The sequence below is a fragment of the Anaeromyxobacter sp. PSR-1 genome, assembly GCF_000964525.1.
GTDB lineage: Bacteria > Myxococcota > Myxococcia > Myxococcales > Anaeromyxobacteraceae > Anaeromyxobacter.
This window is the reverse complement of sequence record NZ_BAZG01000033.1, coordinates 18,110-32,688: the sequence shown is the minus strand read 5'-3', so window position 1 is coordinate 32,688 and position 14,579 is coordinate 18,110. Positions and strand designations below refer to the sequence as shown.

The 14,579-nt window shown below is 71.5% G+C and carries 16 protein-coding genes; 8 read left to right on the top strand and 8 right to left on the bottom strand.

The features are described from left to right. Positions 1–1,309, bottom strand: a 1,309-nt coding sequence (locus PSR1_RS07905; protein WP_237757868.1) for a polyketide synthase, incomplete at its 3' end; no start/stop codon positions are given. A 420-nt stretch (positions 1,310–1,729) separates the two neighbouring features. Then, positions 1,730–2,119 (bottom strand): VOC family protein, encoded by a 390-nt coding sequence (locus PSR1_RS07900; protein ID WP_059437069.1) that lies wholly within the window; start codon positions 2,117–2,119, stop codon positions 1,730–1,732. A 168-nt stretch (positions 2,120–2,287) separates the two neighbouring features. Between PSR1_RS07900 and PSR1_RS07895 the strand changes: the two genes are divergently transcribed. Continuing rightward, positions 2,288–2,929 (top strand): YafY family protein, encoded by a 642-nt coding sequence (locus PSR1_RS07895; RefSeq protein ID WP_059437068.1) that lies wholly within the window; start codon positions 2,288–2,290, stop codon positions 2,927–2,929. A 1-nt stretch (position 2,930) separates the two neighbouring features. Here the strand turns inward: PSR1_RS07895 and PSR1_RS07890 are convergent, their stop codons facing one another. Continuing rightward, positions 2,931–3,395, bottom strand: a complete 465-nt coding sequence (locus tag PSR1_RS07890; RefSeq protein WP_059437067.1) for a phosphate-starvation-inducible PsiE family protein — start codon at positions 3,393–3,395, stop codon at positions 2,931–2,933. 232 nt (positions 3,396–3,627) lie between these two features. Here PSR1_RS07890 and PSR1_RS07885 point away from each other — a divergent pair, with 232 nt between their 5' ends. The 3 genes from PSR1_RS07885 (at position 3,628) to PSR1_RS07875 (ending at position 7,850) form a co-directional block, all read left to right on the top strand. Next, complete coding sequence (locus PSR1_RS07885; protein ID WP_059437066.1) at positions 3,628–4,593, top strand: hypothetical protein; 966 nt, start codon at positions 3,628–3,630, stop codon at positions 4,591–4,593. A gap of 120 nt (positions 4,594–4,713) precedes the next feature. Beyond that, positions 4,714–7,017 (top strand): malate synthase, encoded by a 2,304-nt coding sequence (locus PSR1_RS07880; RefSeq protein WP_059437065.1) that lies wholly within the window; start codon positions 4,714–4,716, stop codon positions 7,015–7,017. Positions 7,018–7,151: 134 nt separating this feature from the next. After that, positions 7,152–7,850 carry a hypothetical protein gene (locus PSR1_RS07875; RefSeq protein WP_059437064.1) on the top strand — a complete coding sequence of 233 codons (699 nt, stop codon included), beginning with the start codon at positions 7,152–7,154 and terminating at the stop codon, positions 7,848–7,850. Between the two features lie 88 nt (positions 7,851–7,938). Here PSR1_RS07875 and PSR1_RS07870 read toward each other — a convergent pair whose 3' ends face one another. The 3 genes from PSR1_RS07870 to PSR1_RS07865 all read right to left on the bottom strand — a co-directional run bounded on the left by PSR1_RS07870 (position 7,939) and on the right by PSR1_RS07865 (position 10,726). Continuing rightward, positions 7,939–9,186: a hypothetical protein gene (locus PSR1_RS07870; RefSeq protein ID WP_059437063.1), complete on the bottom strand. Its 1,248-nt coding sequence runs from the start codon at positions 9,184–9,186 to the stop codon at positions 7,939–7,941. A gap of 75 nt (positions 9,187–9,261) precedes the next feature. Beyond that, positions 9,262–9,975 carry a hypothetical protein gene (locus tag PSR1_RS23785; RefSeq protein WP_152643329.1) on the bottom strand — a complete coding sequence of 238 codons (714 nt, stop codon included), beginning with the start codon at positions 9,973–9,975 and terminating at the stop codon, positions 9,262–9,264. Positions 9,976–9,988: 13 nt separating this feature from the next. Further along, positions 9,989–10,726, bottom strand: coding sequence for a hypothetical protein (locus PSR1_RS07865; protein WP_152643328.1), 738 nt, complete (start codon positions 10,724–10,726; stop codon positions 9,989–9,991). Between the two features lie 208 nt (positions 10,727–10,934). Here PSR1_RS07865 and PSR1_RS24075 point away from each other — a divergent pair, with 208 nt between their 5' ends. Next, on the top strand, positions 10,935–11,090 hold the full coding sequence (locus tag PSR1_RS24075; protein ID WP_160309018.1) for a hypothetical protein: 156 nt from the start codon (positions 10,935–10,937) through the stop codon (positions 11,088–11,090). Positions 11,091–11,190: 100 nt separating this feature from the next. Here PSR1_RS24075 and PSR1_RS07860 read toward each other — a convergent pair whose 3' ends face one another. Then, a complete protein-coding gene (locus PSR1_RS07860; protein ID WP_059437061.1) occupies positions 11,191–11,706 on the bottom strand; it encodes a hypothetical protein in 516 nt (171 codons plus the stop codon). 47 nt (positions 11,707–11,753) lie between these two features. Next, on the bottom strand, positions 11,754–12,500 hold the full coding sequence (locus tag PSR1_RS07855; protein ID WP_059437060.1) for a cyclopropane-fatty-acyl-phospholipid synthase family protein: 747 nt from the start codon (positions 12,498–12,500) through the stop codon (positions 11,754–11,756). A 168-nt stretch (positions 12,501–12,668) separates the two neighbouring features. Here PSR1_RS07855 and PSR1_RS07850 point away from each other — a divergent pair, with 168 nt between their 5' ends. The 3 genes from PSR1_RS07850 to PSR1_RS07840 all read left to right on the top strand — a co-directional run bounded on the left by PSR1_RS07850 (position 12,669) and on the right by PSR1_RS07840 (position 14,578). After that, a complete protein-coding gene (locus PSR1_RS07850; RefSeq protein ID WP_059437059.1) occupies positions 12,669–13,325 on the top strand; it encodes a hypothetical protein in 657 nt (218 codons plus the stop codon). Between the two features lie 62 nt (positions 13,326–13,387). Then, on the top strand, positions 13,388–13,981 hold the full coding sequence (locus PSR1_RS07845; protein WP_237757867.1) for a peroxiredoxin-like family protein: 594 nt from the start codon (positions 13,388–13,390) through the stop codon (positions 13,979–13,981). Between the two features lie 120 nt (positions 13,982–14,101). Further along, positions 14,102–14,578, top strand: a complete 477-nt coding sequence (locus tag PSR1_RS07840; RefSeq protein WP_059437057.1) for a DUF3267 domain-containing protein — start codon at positions 14,102–14,104, stop codon at positions 14,576–14,578. Position 14,579: the final 1 nt, after the last annotated feature.

Below are 14,579 nucleotides of genomic sequence, written 5' to 3'. Positions count from 1 at the left end.
CGGCGAGCACCGCGTGGTAGGCGAGGCCGCCGAGCGACACCGCGCTCACCGCGGCGCGCGCGGCGTCGCAGCCGGCGCGCGGGCGGAGCGGCGCGGGCGCGCGAGGCACCTCGAACGCGGTCTCCTCGAGGCGGAGGTCCGGGTGCGGGCGGGAGAACCCGGCCTGCGGCGGGACCACCCCGTGCTGGAGCGCCAGCACCGCGCGCAGCATGCCCACCGCGGCGCTCGCGCCGCGCAGGTGGCCCACGTGCGCCTTGGCCGAGCCGATGGCCACCGGGCCGGGGACGCCGCGGTAGCCCTGCGCCAGCGCGGCGAGCTCGGTCGCGTCGCCGCGCGGCGTGCCGGTCGCGTGGCACTCCACGAAGCCGACGGAGGCGGGATCGACCGCGCCCTCCTCGTGCGCCCGGCGGATGGCGAGCGCGAGGCCGTCCGGGTGCGGCGCGAGCGGCGACGCGGCGGCGCCGTCGCAGGCGCCGGCCACGCCGAGCACCACGGCCAGGACGCGATCGCCGTCGCGGAGCGCGTCGTCGAGCCGCTTCGCGGCGAACATCACCGCGCCCTCGCCCGGCAGCGTCCCGTCGGCGGCGGCGTCGAACGGGCGCGGGCGGTCGGCGGAGAGCACGCCCATGCGCGAGAGCGCCACCAGCTCGGCGGGCGAGAGCAGCTCGCTCGCGGCGCCGAACAGCGCGCAGTCCACCGTCCCGTCGCGGAGCGCGCGCGCCGCCACGTCCAGCGCGGCGAGGCCCGACGCGAAGCCGGCGTCCACCGCCGCGTGCGGGCCGCGCAGGTCGAGCAGCATCCCCACGCGCCCGGCCGCGATGCTGGCCGCCGAGTTCACCACCGGCTCCTCGCTGGCCGGCCGGAGCCGCGCCTCGAGCGAGGCGCGTGCGGACGCGAGCGCCGCCTCGGCCGCGGCCGCGGGCACGCCCGCGTCGCCCGCGGCCTCGCGCACCGCCGCGGCGAGCGCGTCGAGCCGGACGCGGAGCCCGGTGTCCGGCCGCCAGCCCAGGCCCGTCGCGCCGAGCCACACGCCGGTGCGCTCGCGCGGCAGCGCCTTCACGGCGGCCAGCGCCTGGCGCCCCGCCTCCAGCACCTGCAGCTGCCCCGGGTTCATCGCCTCGGCGTCCGCCGGCGGCATCCGGAAGGCGCGCCAGTCGGGACGGAACCCCGTCACCTGCGCGGCCGACGGGAGCCGGCCGAGCCCGAGCCGCTCCCACTCCCACGCCCCGCCGGCGAGCGGCTCGAACGCATCGCGGCCGGCCTGCATGGCGTCCCAGAACGCCTCGACGCTGCCTGCGCCCGGAAGCACACACCCGACGCCGATGAGGGCGATCGGGACCCTGGGTGTTCCCTGCTGCTCCGAAGTGGTCACGCCGGGGAGGGTGGCGGACAACGTCACTTTTCGTCAATAGGGGTGGTGCAATTATCCACGAATTGCTTCATGCACAAACGCATAGGTGAATAATTTGCGCGCGCGGCTGCCCGGGAAGCGCGCAGGCGCGCACCCGGGTTGCGCCAGCTCCACGCGGTCCGCCGGATTTGACCGGGTGTGATGCGACTCCGGGTCCGTAGAGACTCCGGGTTCATTCGCATCGCGGCGGGCCCCATCTTTTCCGCTGCGACCCCGTTGACTCTCCGAGCGGGTTCGCGGGTGGTGCGGGCGGCGTCCACCGCCCCGGCGCGCACCCGGCGCGCGGCCGGGGCGGCGGACGGACCGCCGGGCCGGGCCTCACGCGGCCGCGGAGGCGGCGGCCCTCGGCTCGTGCAGGCCGACGCGGTTCCCCTCGCTGTCGATGAGGATCGCGAAGCGGCCGTGCGGGCCGATGTCGGTGACCGGCACGACCACCTTCCCGCCCGCGGCCTCGACCCGGCGCAGGCAGCGCTCGATGGAGCCGCGCGTGTCGAGGTACACGATGGCGCCGTCCACCCCGGGGCGGGCGTGCTCGCTCTTCACGATGGCGCCGCCGGTGCCCTTCCCCTCGGCGTACGGGAAGAACGCCATCGGCATCCGGCCGCTGGTGTCCACCTTCAGCTCCGTCCCCAGCACGGCCTCGTAGAAGCTGCGCGCGCGGTCGAAGTCGGCGGCGGGCAGCTCGAACCAGTTGATCGCGGTGCTCATGTCTCTCTCCCTCGTCGGTGTCGGCGGGTGATCCGCCGGACGGACGGGAAGATGCTTGCGGGCGGTGTCAGCGTTATGTCAGGTTTCGGTCGCGCTCCCCGCCCGGAGCCCTGCCGGCACGCCCGGGCCCCGGGCATGGGAACGGGGACGCCGCACGGGGCAGCCACCATGGACCGCCAGGCCCGCCTGTTCGCCATCGCCGAGTACCTGCGCGGCCGCCGCACCGGGGTCACCGCCGCGCAGATCGCCGAGCGCTTCGGCGTGACGCTCCGCACGGTCTACCGGGACCTCGACGCGCTCCGCTCGGCCGACCTGCCGCTCCACGCCGAGCAGGGCCGCGGGGGCGGCTACGCGCTCGATCGGCACTACGCGCTGCCGCCCATCAACCTGAGCGCGCGCGAGGCGGCGGTGCTCGTCGCGCTCGGCGCCTACGCGTCGCGCATGCGCCTGCTCCCGTTCGCGGAGACGCTGGAGGCGGCGCTCGACAAGGTGCGCGGCGCGCTGTCCGCCTCGGCGCAGCGCGAGCTCCTGAAGGTGCTCGACGGGCTGCAGTTCGTGGGCGTGCCGGCCATGCCCGCGGCGGCGGCGGTGCGGCGCGCGGTGGAGGAGGCGTGGTTCGGCGGGACGGCGCTGCGGGTGCGCTACCGCCGGTCCGACGAGAGCACCAGCGAGCGCACCGTGAAGGTGGCCGGCGTCATCATGGAGCGCCACGCCACGCTGGTGCACTGCGTGGACGTGGACACCGGCGAGGCCCGCCACTACCGGCTCGACCGCATCGACGTGGCGGTGCCGGCGACCGGCGGCCGCTGACTCAGCGCGGCGCCTCGGCGGAGTCGCGGCGGCGCAGGATCACCACCGAGCCGACCAGCACCAGGATCAGCACCGTGAGCAGGCCCAGCTCGCTCATGACGTGCCGGAACTTCTCGTCGCTCGTGGGCGACTGCGCGCCGAACTCCGCGGTGATGACGAGGATGCGCCGGATGGCGGCGATGAGCGCGACGAGCAGGAACGGCTCGGGCACGAGCAGGTGATCGCGGAACGACACCTTCACCGTGTAGAGCAGCTCCACGATCATCATCGCGAGCAGGATCCGGTCGAGGAGCTGCACGATCACCTGCAGGTCGAGATCGCGCCCCAGCGCGCCGACCAGGTCCACGCCGCCGTGCAGGAGCAGCACCGCGCAGGCCAGCGTCAGCAGGATCCCGAGCGCGACGTAGATGAGGTCCTGGACCCAGGTGATCCCGACCGAGACCCACTCCCGCGCCCGCTTGTTCACGGCCCCTCCTTCGCCCGTGCCGGGGCGCACGCCGCCATCCCCCGCTCGCCACCCGGGCGGCCGGGCGTGCGCTGCACTATATTAAGGACTGCGCAGCCCGGCGCCTCGCGCCGAGACCCGCGCCGCCGCCGATCGGCGGCGGCCCACCGCGCCACCTTCTGCACCCGCAGCCGCGCACCTCGCGCGGAGGCGGCCTCGTGCGATCGCGTGTGCGCCGACGAAGGAGCAATCGATGGACCTCGAGAAGGGGATGCTGGTGCAGCACGCGTCGCTGGGCGTCGGGAAGGTGGTCGCGGTGGAGCGCGACGCGGTGCACGTGTACTTCGCGGGGGGCGACGGACGCGTCGCCGCGAAGCTGAAGCTGCCCACCGCGCTCCCGTTCCTCACCCCCGCCGCGGGCGCGAACGCCTGGCTCGCCGCGCTCCCCGCGTTCCGCCTCGCCCCGGAGACCGGGCGCTACGAGGTCGCGGACGGGCGCATCACGCAGGCCGAGGCGCTGGAGCGCTACCGCGCGGTCTCGTCCGAGCCGGCCGGCGGCGAGGCCGGCGCGGAGCCCCCGAAGGTGCGACGCGACCGGGCCTGGAAGTGGCGCCGCGCGCACGAGGCCTGGGAGCAGGAGCTCGGCGGCGGCGAGGGCGAGCGGCTCCTCGCGGCGGGGGACGTCGGCGCGCTCGTCGCCCGCGCCGTGAAGGTGGAGCACCACGTGCGCCCGCTGCTGCCGCCGCCGGAGCGCCCCGCCTTCGCGGCCGCGCTCTCGGATCCCGCGTCCGCGCGCGAGCTGTTCGCCGCGCTGTTCGCCCTGCTCGCGGCGCCGGAGCCGGACCAGGCCGCGTTCGAGCGCCTGGCGGCGGCGGTGGCCGCCCTGCCCGCCACGCCCGCGCTCGAGTCGCGCTGGCAGGTGCTCACGCTGTTGCCGTTCGTGGCCCGCCCCGACGTCCACATGCTCGTCGAGCCGCGCACCACCTGCGCCGCCGCGCTCCGCCTCGGGATCGACCTCGCGTACACCCCCGAGCCGAGCTGGGCCACCTACGCGGCGCTGCTCGGCGCCACCGGCCGCCTGCTCGCGCAGCTCGCGCCGCTCGGCGCGCGCGACCACGTGGACGTCGAGACGTTCCTCCACGCGAACGTCAAGGCGCCGCCGCGCACCCCCCGCACGCCCCCGGCCCGGCGCACCCCGCGCGTCTCGACCGAGGCCTGAGTCCCCCGGCCGCAGCCCTCTCAGGTGCATGCCGCGCCGGGCGCGCGGGAGCACCTAAGCTGGACGCCCGCCGAGCGGCCCGTGCCGCCGGCGCGCGTACCAGCCACCCGGAGGGCCTCCATGATCCGCGCGGACATCCTCGAGCAGTTCCCCGAGCTGTTCGGCCGCAAGCGCGTCAACGGCCGCGAGCTCGACGTGGACGCGACCATCGAGACGCTCACCCGCGAGCTCGAGCCGGACATCGAGGCGGCGCTGACCGCGCGCGGCGCGCTGCTCCGCTCGCCCGAGCCGGTGGCCACGCGGTACGCGTGGCCGCACTGGAACGAGGCGTTCGAGGACCCGGTGGGCGGGAGCGCCTGGACGTTCCGCCAGATCGTCCAGGGGATGATCGACAACTTCCTCGGCAAGGAGAGCCCGCTGCGCTGGCGGCTCAACGACGAGGTGCCCATCCCCGAGCACGTCCACCCGTCGCGCAACCCGGGCCTGGAGCTGACCGGGCCCTGGCACCCGCTCGACATGGCGTTCAACGCGCTCAACAGCCCGGCGCCGATGAACATGCCGGACTTCGAGGACGCCTCGCCGACGCACTTCCGCCCCGACGGCGCGCCGGCGCGCGAGCCGGTGGGCGTGTTCGCGGCGCTCAAGAACGCGAAGGACATCTTCGAGGGGCGCTGGTCCGACCGCGCCTACGAGGTGGAGAAGAAGGGGAAGATCCGCAGCTACCGGATCACGACGCCGCAGGCGAGGTGGCCCACGCGGCTCGCGAGGCCGCCCAGCCTGCACGTCCGCTACGACCACGTCACCGTGGACGGCCGGCCCGCGCCCGGCCTGGTGGTGGTGGCGGTGCTCTGGACCCTGAACGGCTACGACGCGCTCACCCGCGCCGGGAGCGGCGCGTACTTCTACATCCCCAAGCTGCAGACGCCGCGCGAGGCGCTCATCGTGGAGCGGATGCTCGCGCGCCTCGAGGGGATGATCGGCGTGCCCGCCGGCACGCTCAAGGCGAAGATGCTCTACGAGGAGGGGAACGCCGGCCGCCAGCTCCCCGCCATCGTCTGGACGCTGCGGCGCCGGCTGCTCGGCACGAACGTCGGACGCTGGGACTACCTCGGCAGCCTCATCGAGATGTGGAAGGACGATCCGAAGGGCGTGTTCCCCGACCCGCAGACGGTCGGGATGGCGACGCCCGGCATGCTCGCGTATCAGCGCTACAACGCGCTCCTCATGCTCATGGCCGGCATGAAGGACGGCGAGCTGACCCACGCCGCGCCCATCGGCGGCATGGCGGCGGTGATGATCTACCAGGCCGGCGATCCGTACGGCCGCGCCCGCTACAACCCGCTCGCGCTGCGCGCCATGGTGATCGACAAGCTGCGCGAGCGGCTGCTGGGCCTGTTCTTCGTGCCCGACGCGCCGCTCCGCCCCGGCGAGCAGCCCACGCTCGACGCGATCCTCTCCGGCAAGGTCCGCGGCGCGCTCCACGACGCGTACCGCCAGAGCTGGGTGGCGAGCCCGGAGCCGGAGTACGTGGGCGCCGGCAACGGCCCGCTCCGCGCGCGGGTCGGCGCGCTGCAGGAGCTGCTCGACGCGCCGGTGGAGACGGTGGACGCGGGCGGGAAGCAGGTGCCGACCGTGGCGAGCGGGCTCTCCGACGCCGAGCGGGACCTGTTCCGGTCGCGCGGGCTGGTGGACGCGAACGGGCGCATCACGCCGTTCGTGCTGGCGCGCGAGCAGGTGGACGCGCCGGAGAAGCTGCTCGACGCGGCCCGCTGGGAGGCGATCTACCGGGTGCCCGAGGGCGACGTCACCATCGAGCACGTGCAGCACGCGTTCTACATGGCGGCGAACTACGGCTTCCAGATCCTGAACGGCAACTTCGCCGCCGCCATCGACGACTACGAGCTGAAGCTCCGCTTCATGAACGACCTCGCCACCTACCGCATCAACGTGTCGTGGCTCTGGGCGCTCCTGCGCCACCAGGCGCCGGTCACGAAGGACGGCCACCTGCTCCGCGCCGCGCTCACCGCGGACGGCGTGGTGCTCGGCAAGCCCGCCGAGGCGGTGAAGGCCGGGGCGCGCCTCGACCGCGCGCTGTTCGAGAAGGTGTACACGTTCCACGGTGAGTGGACGGACGCGTTCTTCGCCGAGCAGGACCGCCGCGGCGAGCCCGCCCGCTTCGACCGCTCCAAGGCGCCCGTCATCATGGAGCTGCTGCACCGCCAGCTCCTCTCGCCGCGCTATATCCAGCACAGCGCCCGCGCGCTGTTCGTGATCGGCGCCGCCCGCCCCGAGGACCGCGCCGGCCTGCTCGACGCCATGTTCGACCTCGAGCGCGCCGAGGTCGCCGCGCGCGTCGAGAAGGGCGCGCTCCCCGAGGGCGCGCTCGCGGCGCACGACTACGTGAACGACGTGTTCGTGAGGTAGCTGGCCGGGGGGCGTGTCCGGAGCGCGGCTATCGTTCTCTTGGAGCGGTGGAGGAACGCCGCTCGAGGAGGCACGTCATGAGCGTCATCTTCAAGCCGTTCGCCGATTGACGGAACGCGAGCCTCGCATGCCCCGTGGCGACGTGCGGGTGGAAGGGGAAGATCGACCCGGCGATGCTGGGGCGGTACGACGGGTACTTGGCGTTCGAATGCCCGCATTGCGACAAGTGCCTGGCGATCATCCCCTTCCCGACCGTCGACGACATCAAGGCGAACTGGGACGGGTTCACGGAGCTCCAGAAGAGCTACTACGGCACCCGCTTCTCGCTCGACGGCGAGTTCGAGGCCCACCACCTCGAGCGCCCCGATCAGCTGCCCGACCTCCCCGATGACCCGCTCGTCCTCGTGTGGGACTACGAGGAGACCCCGGATCCCGAGCTGGAACGCCGGACCGAAACGCCGAGCGATGAGACGAGACAGCTCGTGACGGGCCTGAAGGCGACGAAGAGCCACACCGCCATCAAGCACGACGGGCGCGCCATCTGGCGGGAGCGCGCCTACTACCAGTGCCTCGGACGGTATGCTCAGGTCATAGACATCTTGAAACAGAAGTACGGCGAGCGTCTCAAGGATCTCGTACCCAGCACGGGAAGCACGACATACCTCCTGGGTGACGACCTGAGCGGCTGGGAAAAACTGGAAGGCCTCCGTCAGCGAATGTCACCACGCGCGGTCAGTCCAGAACTGCGCCTGCGCGCGCTCGCCAAAGCCGGAGATCAGCAGGCGGCGAGCGAGCTGCGACGTATCCACGTGGACACGCACGAGAGCAACTGAGCCGCCGCACTCGTCGGAACACCGCCCCTCTCGCCATCAGCTGTCCGCCGCGCGCCTCGTGCGCTTTGACGTCTCAGTCGCTCCGTAGTCAAGCGCCGGAGACACGTTCCTGGCGCCTCAGCATCTGTACGTATTCGCGCGCGACACGTGCCCAGGCATCGAGTCGCTCGGCGATGCTTTCGACCAACGGCGGCCGACCGTTGATCGTCACGAACCACTTGCCTGACAGCTTCGTCTTCTCGACGTCTCCGCCCAGAGCGGCAGCGAGTTCTTCGATATAGCGGTGGCTCAGGTCGAGCGGCGGTGCCGTACCCGCCGTGTCGGTCCAGACCTGGCCGTCCGGCTGGATGTATCCGAGACTGTATGTCCGTCCGTGAATGTCACACCTGATGTTCAGCGAGCGCAGGTAGTCCGGATACGCACCGAACTCCTTCACTTCGGACAGGAACGCCCGCAGGCGGTCGGGAAGCAGCGCATCGCGCTTGGCCATCGCGTCGAAGAACTGCTCTTCGGTGACTCTCGCCTTCGCGGGAGTGCCGGTGACAGCAGCAAGAAGGTTCGCCTGCACCTGGTCTTGAGGCGTCACCGTGGCACCCGAGAACGTGATCCGACCGTTCGGTCCCGCACCGATCTCCACCTCAACGCTGGTCCGCGCCACGACCTCCGTCCGAAGCAGACCGACCGGGACGAGAAACATTCCGCCCGCCGCGTTCTCCGGCCCCACGTAAGGAACCAGTTCACAGACGCGAAGTTCGTAGTCCCCAAGAGCCTGCTGCGCGGTCACCGACGCAACGAACTCACGCAGGCCCTCCGGGGCCTTGTCGCACGCTATGACGAGATGAAGCTCTGCGGCGCGGATCCTCCGGACCAATTCCTCTGCCACGGACACTGGATCATTCGCACTCGGCAGATGCTTGCGCACCACATCGCGGAACGTCGCGGCACTCGGCAGGTCAGCATCGAACAGGTGCACGAGATCGTCTTCGCTGTACCTCGCGATAGAGGCTGCGTATTCGATGAGCTGAGCAACCACCTTGCGACCCTTCAACTCCTCGTTGTCGGCGAGTTTCACCTCAACGACGACGACGTGGCCGCTCGCGGTCAGGAACACGATGTCCGGGGCTACCAACTGGCCGGACGGCGTCTCGACGTTCACCTGGTGAAATGCAGCATACGGGCCCCCTACATGGGTCCGAAGGCTCTCCAGCCCTAGGACTTCGGGCGCGTGACCGATGAGCGACTCGAGGAACTGTTCGTTCTTTCCGAGAGCACGAATCGTCGTCGGGACCCACGGTGTCCGCCGCTCTTCACGGACGAACAGCACTGGCAACCCCATGTTGTTCTCCTCCGATGAAATGAACGTCCCTCCCGGCCTCTAGGTCCGGGGCAGCTGGATGACTCGCCTTCCTATTCAGCACCGCCGCGGCTTGGGCGGCGGTGACGGGGGGCAGCCGCTAGCCCCAGAACGATTCGGACGAGTGGGATCGATCGGGTCATCGTCATCGCCATCCGGCCCTGAGCTCCACGGCGGCGGTTCTGAAGGCTCCGTTGGTTCGCCGACGAAGTCGCAGGTCTTCCAAAGGCGCTGTTGCATCTCCATGAGCATGCGGCCTGTGCGCGATTCGGCCTCGACCTGTCGCTGGCCGATCCCCAGTTCGTGCACAAAAGTGCCGAGGTCTGGCCAGCGATCCAGGTAGTCCGTGGTTCCTCGTGCGCCGAGATACCGAAACTTGTTGCTCAGGAGGACGATCGCTTTCGCATACGTCGGCCCCTCGCCGACATCCCGGCCTGAGCACGTGTTGTCTGGATGGAACACGGCACCTGGCCGTGAAAGAAGTCTTCCGTTTCGACGCTCATACACGCAGTCCCACCGTCGCCGGAACTCCGGCCGGTCGTAGTACTCACCGGGACGCGCGAGTTTGCCCGTTACGCGCGCTGCGTAGATGAAGCGCTCTCCCCTGATCACCGGGCGCGATCTTCCTCCGAAGCCGAAGATCCAGTCGCCCACTTCGGCGCGGTTCCGGATCATCGGCTTGCAGATCGCAAGGGACAGCAAGCCGTCCATTACGTGTGGCGCGGCGCCGGAATCGTGCACGAGCTTGTACACCCAGAGCGTCGGCGGCATGTCTCCCCTCGCCTCAGTTCGCTGCGATCAGTCCCAGGTGCACCTGCTCGAACCACGCCATGAAGCGTTCTGGATGCAGAAACATTGGCGGCACCGCGCTTCGTTGAATGAATCCGTCCCGACACGACAACCCGCCCCAGCGATTGAGTAGGTCCATTCGCACGCGGTAAGCACCGTTGCGAAACTCACCGATCGGTAAGCACCAGCGCAGGCGTCCGCTCGAGCCCGGCGCTGCGCGGACGATGACGTCAGTAGCGCGGTGATGCTGGCGTCGAAGGTGAGCGTTCTCCGACCACCGCTCGCGCGGCACCGAAGCCACCCTGACCACCTCTGCGACACGATACAGGCCGATGAGCGCGTAGATGAGGCGGTGCTCGCAGCGTCGGATCGGCCGAAGTCCCGCGTAGAACGCGAGCACGTCACCGGGTCCGAAATCGGTGATCCCCTTCCCCCGCCGCTCTCCGTTGTCCCCGTAGGTCAGGTGCCGGAAATCGGGGTCGAGATGCGTCACGGCTCCTCTCAAGTCGGACGGGAGCGAGCAAGCTTGTGAGCCGACGGCCTTACTGCGGGTGGCGAAGGCTCGGAGCTCAGGTTCTACGGCATCGTACGTGGTGGCTAGAGCTTGCTGCACCGGAGCCTTCGGGCCTTCCGGAATCGGAACGTAGACGAAGTCTCCGGTTTCCGGGTCGACTGGCGCGTTCCAACGTCCGTAAGCCTGGTCTACTCCGACGCGGATGAGCGCGGCGCGCATGGACCAAATATCCCACGGGCACGGACACATGTACCGTCGCGAGCGCACGCGACATGGTGCCGCCCGCAGCTGTAACAGAGGACGGCGCTGCGTGAGCCGCTGGGCTCGCGCGGGCCTGCGGCGAATTTCACCAAACCCACAGCATTGGGAACGCGTCCCGTGCAGCTTCCGACGCGCTGCAAGGGCCCACCTCGCCCGCGCGCTGTTCGTGATCGGCGCCGCCCGCCCCGAGGACCGCGCCGGCCTGCTCGACGCCATGTTCGACCTCGAGCGCGCCGAGGTCGCCGCGCGCGTCGAGAAGGGCGCGCTCCCCGAGGGCGCGCTCGCGGCGCACGACTACGTGAACGACGTGTTCGTGAGGTAGGGACGGGGCCGGCGGGCTCTCCCGGGCGCCTTCCACGGCGAGGGCGCGGTGAGCAGACGGCAGTCGGAAACGGCGACGAGCGGATGGGCCCCGTGGCGTCCTATCGGCCCGGCCGGGGTGATGCGGGCTCCCGGACTGGCGGGAGAAGTCCCGGGTCGACGTCCACGGACTCGACGAGGCGCCGCCGGTCCAGGTCGTAGGCGAAGATTTTGGTCACCTTCGTGATCCCGCCCGCCAGCCCGCTCGCGCGCCCGTACACGACGCGCTCGCGGAGCGCGACGCGCAGCTCGCTCGGATAGACGTAGTCGCCCGGCGTGAACATCGTGCGCGGCGAGGACTCGTCGGAGAAGCGCGCAACGAATCCCTGGCCGACGCAGCATCGTGCAGACACCGTCACGAACCCGCCGGGCAACTCGACCTTCTGGATCCACATGGGCTCGGGCGGCGAGATGTCGGGATTCCAGACCGGCGTCACGGGCTCGGCGCTCAGGTACGCCCGCACCAGCGGGTGGTCCCCGTTCTCCACGGTGCAGGGGCCCGCCGCAGCGGCCAGGGCCAGGACCCCTGCCGCTCCGACGACCAGGGCAGGCACGCGGCGCCCGATGAGCTTCTTCATGTCGCCATCTTAACGGATCGTGCGGACCGGGGACCACGTTGCCGGCGTCACCGCGCCATCAGCGCGAACACACCCCAGCCCAGGTACTCGCGGGTGAACGTGGCGTAGCGCTCGGGCGCCGCGGTCAGCTCGGCGCGGACCTCCTTCGCGAAGTCGTCGTCGGGGTTCGCCTCGAGCCAGCGACGCATGGTGAGCCACCTGGCGGCCTCGTACCGGTCCCAGCTGTCCGGGTCCGCGAGCACCATCTCCACGACGTCCCAGCGGAGCTTGCCAAAGGACGCGAGCAGGTCTCGAAGCAGGAGGAAGTCCGAGATCGAGGCGGCGTGGCATCCCTGGGCGACCTCCTCGGACGGCGGCAGCTTCAGCCAGTACGGCTCGCCCACGAGGAGGATCCCTCCCGCGCGGAGGCTCCTGGCCAGCAGCGCGATGGTGCCCGCGACGCCCCCGCCGATCCAGGTGGCGCCCACACAGGCCGCCACCCCTGCCTTCTCGCTGGCGACGTAGCCGGCCGCGTCTCCGTGGACGAACTCGACCCGATCGGCGACGCCCAGCTCGGCGGCGCGGCGCCTCGCCTGCTCGGTGAACAGCTGGCTCAGGTCGACGCCGGTGCCGCGGATCCCGTGATCGCGCGCCCAGGTGCACAGCAGCTCGCCCGAGCCGCTGCCGAGGTCGAGCACGCGCGTCTCCGGCTCCAGTCGCAGCGCCGCGCCGAGCGTGGCGAGCTTCTCGGGCGTGAACGGATCGTGGATGCGGTGCGCGCTCTCGGAGACGTTGAAGATCCGCGGGATGTCCATTGGAAGAGCTCCTTCGAGGAGGGATGCGCGGGGCCGTCGCCCAGACCGCGCGCTCACCGTATTCACCATGCTGCGCGCGCTGCAAGGTGCGGCGAGTTGCCTGCCCTCGGGCGCGAGGCGGCTGCTCGTCCTCGAGCACCGTGTCTCCAGATGCGCTAGCCTCGGCCGATGTCGACGGCCCGACCGAAGACCGTTGCCCTGGCGACCGCGCTGTTCCTGCTCGGCATGCCGAAGGACGCGGACGCGAGCGCCTACTGGTACGCCAGGCAGGTGTCCGACACGCGCTACGGCGGGTGCCAGCAGGCCGAGGACAGCCTGGATGACGTCCTCGCCCACGTGAGCGCCGGGTGGATGCAGGCGAGCCAGGGCCGCGGAGGTGCCTGCACGGTGCTCCGGAACGGCCCCGAGGCGCTGGTCGGGTTCGCCGTCGATTGCGGAGACGGCGGCGTGCACCTCTTCTTCCGCTCCGAGGCACAGTGCGAGCGGTTCGTGTCGACCATCAACACCGGTGGGCGCGCCGACCCCAGGGACTACGTTCCCCCGGCTGCGAAGAACCGATCCACCTGGCTGGCGGCGTACGGTCAGTGCATGGAGAGCTGGTTCCATGCCGAGACCATCCGGCGGCGTGCGCTCCAGATCACGGCGACGATGTGCGAGTGCTTCGCGGGCAAGCTCGCGGCCACCAGGGCGGAGCCGACCGAGGACCAGGTCAAGGCCGCGGGTCGAGCCTGCCTGGATGCGGTTCCCTCCTCGGAGAAGGTGAAGCTGGCCCGGCCCCGCGACGACAGGCCCAGGCCCGACGGGCGCACCGGCGCAGCCAGATAGGCTGCGGTCCGTTGCGGGAAGCATCGCGTCCCGGGGTCGTCCGAGGTTGGTATCGTGGGCGCGTGACGGGTACCGGTCAGGAGCGCCGGATGAGGCTACGTGTCGGCGATCGCGCGCCCGACGTCGCGCTGGAAGACGTCGATGGAGGCCGGCTCGAGTGCACGAGGCCCGGCACGCCGGCGGTGGTGCTGTTCACGCGCTACGCGGGCTGTCCGGTCTGCCAGCTCCGGGTCGCGCAGCTCTCGAGCGCGATGCCCGAGTTCCGTGCTCGCTCGTGCGGGGTCTGGATGGTGTTCCAGTCCACGCCGGAGCACCTCCGGGCGGCGATGGCGGAGTGGAAGCCAGGGTTCGCGGCGGTCGCGGATCCGACCGCGCGCCTGTACGACGCGTTCGCGGTCGAGGCGAGCGTGACGGGGTATCTCGCGCCCGGCTCGCTGCTCGCGCTGGTGCGCGCGATGATGGCCGGCAAGCGCCACGGCCGGTTCGAGGGCCGGGAGACGCAGCTGCCGGCGGGGTTCGTGCTCGATCCCGCCGGGCGGATCGCCTTCTCGCATCACGGCCGCAGCATCGGCGACGACGCTCCGATCCCTGCGCTGCTCGCCGCCATCGACTCGGTGAACGAGGGCGCCAGGACGCGCACGCCTTCGGTGCCGTGAATGCGGATTCTGGAGACCAAGGGAGGCCGCACGTCGACGCGAGAGCAACCCGAGCGCGCCACGCCTCACGACGGGACGCCGCCCGAGCGGCGCAGGGTCTCGTTTCCCGCCGTGGTCGCGATGTCGCTCGCGCTGGGCGTGGCTGGCTGGCTGATCGCCCTCGCGGTGCGAGCCTCGTCGGGCGCGCCCTCGCATCGGCCGGGTCTCCCGCTGACCGGAGCGGTCATCGCCGGGCTCGCAGCGCACGAGCTCCTCCACGCGCTCGCGTTCGTGATCGCCGGAGCGCGGGCCTCCGATCTCCGTCTTGGCGTCCAGCTCCGGCGCGGCGTCGCCGGCGTCGGGTGCGCACGCGCGCTGAAGGCGCGCGCGTTCCGGTTCGTCGCCCTCGTGCCGGGGGTGGTGCTCGGGCTGGCGCCCCTCGTCGCCGGCGTCGCCGCCCGGTCCTACCTCGTCACGCTCTTCGGTGCGATGCTCCTCGCGGCCGCCGGAGGGGACCTCCTGCTCGTGTGGGCGATCCGGGACGTCGGCCCGGAGGCGTCGATCGGCGACGATCCGTCGGACCCGATGGTCATCCTCGTCTCGCGCGAGCCGCGCTGAC

What these genes read in the sequence shown, in the direction of transcription:
- PSR1_RS07900 (WP_059437069.1), bottom strand. Translation starts at nt 2,119, where the DNA reads ATGAGCACCGCGATCAACTGGTTCGAGCTGCCCGCCGCCGACTTCGAC.
- PSR1_RS07895 (WP_059437068.1), top strand. Translation starts at nt 2,288, where the DNA reads ATGGACCGCCAGGCCCGCCTGTTCGCCATCGCCGAGTACCTGCGCGGC.
- PSR1_RS07885 (WP_059437066.1), top strand. Translation starts at nt 3,628, where the DNA reads ATGGACCTCGAGAAGGGGATGCTGGTGCAGCACGCGTCGCTGGGCGTC.
- PSR1_RS07880 (WP_059437065.1), top strand. Translation starts at nt 4,714, where the DNA reads ATGATCCGCGCGGACATCCTCGAGCAGTTCCCCGAGCTGTTCGGCCGC.
- PSR1_RS07870 (WP_059437063.1), bottom strand. Translation starts at nt 9,186, where the DNA reads ATGGGGTTGCCAGTGCTGTTCGTCCGTGAAGAGCGGCGGACACCGTGG.
- PSR1_RS23785 (WP_152643329.1), bottom strand. Translation starts at nt 9,975, where the DNA reads ATGCCGCCGACGCTCTGGGTGTACAAGCTCGTGCACGATTCCGGCGCC.
- PSR1_RS07865 (WP_152643328.1), bottom strand. Translation starts at nt 10,726, where the DNA reads ATGCGCGCCGCGCTCATCCGCGTCGGAGTAGACCAGGCTTACGGACGT.
- PSR1_RS07860 (WP_059437061.1), bottom strand. Translation starts at nt 11,706, where the DNA reads ATGAAGAAGCTCATCGGGCGCCGCGTGCCTGCCCTGGTCGTCGGAGCG.
- PSR1_RS07855 (WP_059437060.1), bottom strand. Translation starts at nt 12,500, where the DNA reads ATGGACATCCCGCGGATCTTCAACGTCTCCGAGAGCGCGCACCGCATC.
- PSR1_RS07850 (WP_059437059.1), top strand. Translation starts at nt 12,669, where the DNA reads ATGTCGACGGCCCGACCGAAGACCGTTGCCCTGGCGACCGCGCTGTTC.
- PSR1_RS07840 (WP_059437057.1), top strand. Translation starts at nt 14,102, where the DNA reads ATGTCGCTCGCGCTGGGCGTGGCTGGCTGGCTGATCGCCCTCGCGGTG.